The organism is Achromobacter sp. (genome assembly GCF_057314935.1).
The window spans coordinates 3,616-8,618 of sequence record NZ_DBHKZA010000104.1 but is presented as its reverse complement, the minus strand read 5'-3'; the positions used below and the strand labels follow the sequence as shown (position 1 = coordinate 8,618).

General features: G+C 64.2%; 5 protein-coding genes. All 5 read left to right on the top strand.

Going from position 1 to position 5,003, the window contains the following annotated elements:
- Window positions 1-510: aconitase family protein (locus ACO6D5_RS26625; protein WP_485827042.1), on the top strand; the 510-nt coding region annotated here is incomplete at its 5' end.
- Window positions 511-536: 26 nt separating this feature from the next.
- On the top strand, window positions 537-1,187 hold the full coding sequence (leuD, locus tag ACO6D5_RS26620) for a 3-isopropylmalate dehydratase small subunit (protein ID WP_315528140.1): 651 nt from the start codon (window positions 537-539) through the stop codon (window positions 1,185-1,187).
- Between the two features lie 31 nt (window positions 1,188-1,218).
- Window positions 1,219-2,295 carry a 3-isopropylmalate dehydrogenase gene (gene leuB, locus ACO6D5_RS26615; RefSeq protein ID WP_315528142.1) on the top strand — a complete coding sequence of 359 codons (1,077 nt, stop codon included), beginning with the start codon at window positions 1,219-1,221 and terminating at the stop codon, window positions 2,293-2,295.
- A 233-nt stretch (window positions 2,296-2,528) separates the two neighbouring features.
- A complete protein-coding gene (gene asd, locus ACO6D5_RS26610; protein ID WP_315528143.1) occupies window positions 2,529-3,659 on the top strand; it encodes an aspartate-semialdehyde dehydrogenase in 1,131 nt (376 codons plus the stop codon).
- A 257-nt stretch (window positions 3,660-3,916) separates the two neighbouring features.
- Window positions 3,917-5,003 (top strand): type IV pilus assembly protein FimV (locus ACO6D5_RS26605; RefSeq protein WP_485827041.1); only part of this gene is annotated, 1,087 nt, incomplete at its 3' end.

The following is a 5,003-nucleotide window of genomic DNA, read 5'->3' as shown; positions in this document are numbered from 1 at the left end:
CCGGTGGATTCCCGCGTGCCGGATCCCGACCGCGAAAAAGACGACGTGCGCCGCAGCGGCATGGAACGCGCCCTGGAGTACATGGGCCTGAAGCCCAACACGCCGCTGACAGACATCCGCGTGGACCGCGTCTTCATCGGCTCGTGCACCAACTCGCGCATTGAAGACTTGCGCGCGGCCGCCGTCGTGGCCCGCGGCAAACGCGTGGCCTCGAACGTGCGCCAGGCGATGGTGGTGCCGGGATCGGGACTCGTCAAACAGCAAGCCGAACGCGAAGGCCTGGACAAGATCTTCATCGAAGCCGGTTTTGAATGGCGCGAGCCGGGGTGCTCGATGTGCCTGGCGATGAACGCCGACCGCCTGGAACCGGGCGAGCGTTGCGCCTCCACGTCGAACCGTAACTTCGAAGGCCGGCAGGGTCAGGGCGGCCGCACGCACCTGGTCAGCCCCGCCATGGCCGCCGCCGCCGCCGTGGCCGGCCATTTCGTCGACGTCCGCACGTTCCGTTAAGCGAATCAGCTCCGAGTACCGACATCATGCAAGCATTTACCACTCACGAAGGCCTGGTGGCTCCGCTCGACCGCGAAAACGTCGACACGGACCTCATCATCCCGAAGCAATTCCTCAAATCCATCCAGCGCACGGGCTTCGGCCCGAACCTCTTTGACGAACTGCGCTACCTGGATCACGGCGAACCCGGCATGGACAACAGCAAGCGTCCGCTGAACCCGGATTTCGTGCTGAACCAGCCGCGTTACCAGGGCGCTTCGGTGCTGCTGGCGCGCAAGAACTTCGGCTGCGGCTCCAGCCGCGAACACGCGCCCTGGGCGCTGACGCAGTTCGGTTTCCGCGCCATCATCGCGCCGTCTTACGCCGACATCTTCTTCAACAACAGCTTCAAGAACGGCTTGCTGCCGATCGTGTTGTCCGAATTGGAAGTGGCGCGCCTGTTCGACGAAGTCAAAGCCTTCCCGAACTACAAGTTGAATATCGATCTGGACCGCCAGGTCGTGATTGCCCCGGACGGCCGCGCGATGGGCTTCGACATCGAGCCCTTCCGCAAGTATTGCCTGCTGAACGGTTTCGACGACATTGGCCTGACGCTGCGCCATGCCGACAAGATCCGCGCCTTCGAGGCCGAGCGCCTGACCCGCCATCCGTGGCTGGAAAGCCGTCCCATCGCCTGAACCCCATTCTGACCACAGGATCGTTTCTTAAATGACCCACCACATTGCAGTCTTGCCGGGTGACGGCATCGGCCCGGAAATCGTTGAACAGGCCGTGCGCGTCCTGAATGCGCTGGACGTTTCCTTCGACATCAAGCAGGCCCCCGTGGGCGGCGCCGCGTTCGACCAGTTCGAACACCCGCTGCCGCCGGCCACGCTGAACCTGGCCAAGGAATCGGACGCGGTGCTGTTCGGCGCCGTCGGTGACTGGAAGTACGACAGCCTGCCGCGGGAATTTCGTCCGGAGCAAGCCATCCTGGGCCTGCGCAAGGCGCTGGGCCTGTTCGCCAACCTGCGTCCCGCCATCCTGTACCCCGAGCTGGCCAGCGCCTCGTCGCTCAAGCCCGAGATCGTGTCCGGCCTGGACATCCTGATCATCCGCGAACTGACCGGCGACATCTATTTCGGCACGCCGCGCGGCGTGCGTTCGTCGCCCGACGGCGCCTTCACGGGCGAGCGCGAAGGCTACGACACGATGCGCTACGCCGAATCCGAAGTACGCCGCATCGCGCGCATCGGCTTCGAATCGGCCCAGAAGCGCAACAAGAAGCTGTGCAGCGTGGACAAGGCCAACGTGCTGGAAACCTCGCAGTTCTGGCGCGATATCGTCATCGAGGTGGCGCGCGAATATCCCGATGTCGAGCTGTCGCACATGTACGTCGACAACGCCGCGATGCAACTGGTGCGCAACCCGCGCCAATTCGACGTCATCGTCACGGGCAATCTTTTCGGCGACATCCTGTCGGACGAAGCCGCCATGCTGACGGGCTCGATCGGCATGCTGCCGTCCGCGTCGCTGAATGCCGGCGGCCAAGGCTTGTACGAGCCCAGCCACGGCTCGGCGCCCGATATCGCCGGCCAAGGCATCGCCAACCCGTTGGCGACGATCCTGTCGGCTGCCATGTTGCTGCGCTACTCGCTGAACCTGGCGCCGCAGGCCGACCGCATCGAAGCCGCCGTGCGTCGCGTGCTGGCCGACGGCTTGCGCACCGCCGACATTTTCGAGCCGGGCACGACGAAAGTCGGCACGGCAGGCATGGGCGACGCAGTTCTCAAAGCCCTGGCCTGATTTGCCTGGCAAGGGGTGCGCCCTTGCGGCGCAGCCCCGAATTCCAAGGGCCGCCCGCAAGGCGGCCCTTTTTGTCGTCCTGTTGCGACGGCGCTGCGAAAGGCCTGTCCGCGTCTTGCGACCCCTTTTTTTTAAAGCTGCGCTGCAACATCAATGCGTGCATTCTGATAAATTGTTGAATTGCACGTTTTTTTCCACCCAGACCTTGTCTCCACCTTTATAGAGCGATTGAAATGAATCAAGCAGTAGGCCTTGTCGGCTGGCGCGGAATGGTCGGCTCGGTGCTCATGCAACGCATGCGCGACGAGAACGACTTCGCACTGATCGAACCGGTGTTCTTTTCCACCAGCAACGCTGGCGGCGCTGCGCCCACTTGGGCCGAAGGCGCAGGTCCGTTGCAAGATGCCTACGATATTGATGCTCTGAAAAAACTGCCGATCATCGTGACGGCGCAAGGTGGCGATTACACGTCCGAGGTCTACCCGAAGCTGCGCGGCGCTGGCTGGAACGGCATCTGGATCGATGCGGCCAGCACCCTGCGCATGGCCGACGACGCCATCATCGTGCTGGATCCGGTCAACCGTCCCGTGATCGACGCGGCGCTCAAGCGCGGCGTGCGCAACTTCATCGGCGGCAATTGCACCGTCAGCTGCATGCTGATGGGTCTGGCCGGGCTGTTCAATAACGACCTGGTGGAATGGATGACCACCATGACGTACCAGGCCGCATCCGGTGGCGGCGCGCAGCACATGCGCGAACTGCTGACCCAGTTCGGCGAAATCAACCAGGCGGTCAAGCCCCTGCTGAACGACCCCGCGTCGGCCATCCTGGAAATCGACCGCGGCGTGCTGGCCAAGCAAAAGGATCCTGCGCTGCCCCACGAACATTTCGGCGTGCCGCTGGGCGGCAACCTGATCCCCTGGATCGACAAGGACCTGGGCGACGGGATGTCGAAGGAAGAGTGGAAGGGCGAAGTCGAAACCAACAAGATCCTGGGCCGCGGCGCCGCTTTCGGCACGGCGCCTACCCCGATCGACGGCCTGTGCGTGCGCATCGGCGCGATGCGCTGCCACAGCCAGGCGCTGACCATCAAGCTCAAGCGCGATGTGCCGCTGGACGAAATCGAAGCGCTGATCGCCCAAGGCACGCAATGGGCCAAGGTCATTCCGAACACCAAGGAAGCGACCGTTTCCGCACTGACCCCGGTTGCCGTGACGGGCACGCTGGATATTCCGGTGGGCCGTCTGCGCAAGCTGTCGATGGGTTCGCAATACCTGGGCGCCTTCACGGTGGGCGACCAATTGCTGTGGGGTGCCGCCGAGCCGCTGCGCCGCATGCTGCGCATCGCGCTGGCCGAAGCCTGATGCCGTTTCAGGCGCCCCGTTTTGGCGCCTGATTCCGCGGTTTGGCAAACAAGGGCACCTGCGGGTGCCCTTGATGTTTATGCAATCGTCAAAGCAGTGTGGTGGATGTGCCCGCGAGCCAACGCCAATGCGCCTTTCAGGTTTGTGAAATGCGCGTCATCCATTACACTTTTCCGGTGAATTGAGGCCTGTTCTCGCTTAACTGGCAAGAACGGGCTCCAGCCCGTAATTCGACTACAAGAACGGAATTCCAGCTTATGACCCAGCGTTCGCGCCACGTGAAGCATGCCCGCCGTTTGAAAACCCTTCAATGGGCGATCGCCCTGGCGATAGGGTCGAGCATGTGCAGTTCGGCGCTGGCCATGCGCGTGGGGCATTCACGTGTCGTATCTGTGCCGGGCGCGCCCTTGCAGGCCGTGGTGGGTTTGCAGGAACTGACTCCCGACGAGGTGTCCACGCTGAAGGTGAAGGTGGCGGACGAAGCCGCCTGGGAGCGCGCTGGCCTGAAGCCACCGGTGCCGCTGGCCAGCATGGTGGTCAGAATCGAAGACGGGCTGGATGGTACGCGCAAGAATCTGCGCGTTCGCGGCGCGCAGCCGCCGGCAAGCGGAGCGGTGGACTTGCTGCTGGATATCAGCTCCAGCTCCGGGCAGCGCCAAGTGCAGGTCAGCGTCCTGGTACCGTTGCGCGGAACCGGCGCCGATGTGACGCCGGCCGCGGTGGGCACGCCGGGACGGACCGGCGGCACGTCGGGCTCCGTCAATGTGAAATCGGGCGACAACCTGTTCGCCATTGCCCAGCGCAATGCAGTGCCCAACGCGTCGGTCTACCAGATGCTGGTCGCGCTGTGGCGCGCCAACCCTGAGGCGTTCATCCAGAACAATATGAATCTGGTGCGCGCCGGGCAAAAACTGAATATTCCGGATGCGGCGACGGTCCGGGCGATCGACCCCGCGGAAGCGCGCCGCATCTTCAATGAACACGCCGAGGCGTTTGCCAAGTACCGTGCCCGGCTTGGCGCCGCAGCTGGCGCCAATCCGTCGGTGGTGAAGGGCCAGGACGCGGCATCCGGCACGGTCGCCCGCCCGGGTGACACGGGCGTGGCCAGCGCCGCGCCGACGCAAGACCGCGTCCGCCTGTCCACCGGCCAGACGCAGGATAGCGCCGCCGCGCAAGCGGAAGCGCAAGCCGATGCCCGGACGTCGTCCGAGCGCGCGATGAAAGACGTCGAAGGCCGCGTGAATCAGCTGCAGGCCAATGTGGATGACTTGAACAAGGCCGTCGCCCAGCAGGGCGCCACCGGGGCCAGCGGCGCAGCGGGTGCTTCGGGTGGTCCTGGGACTC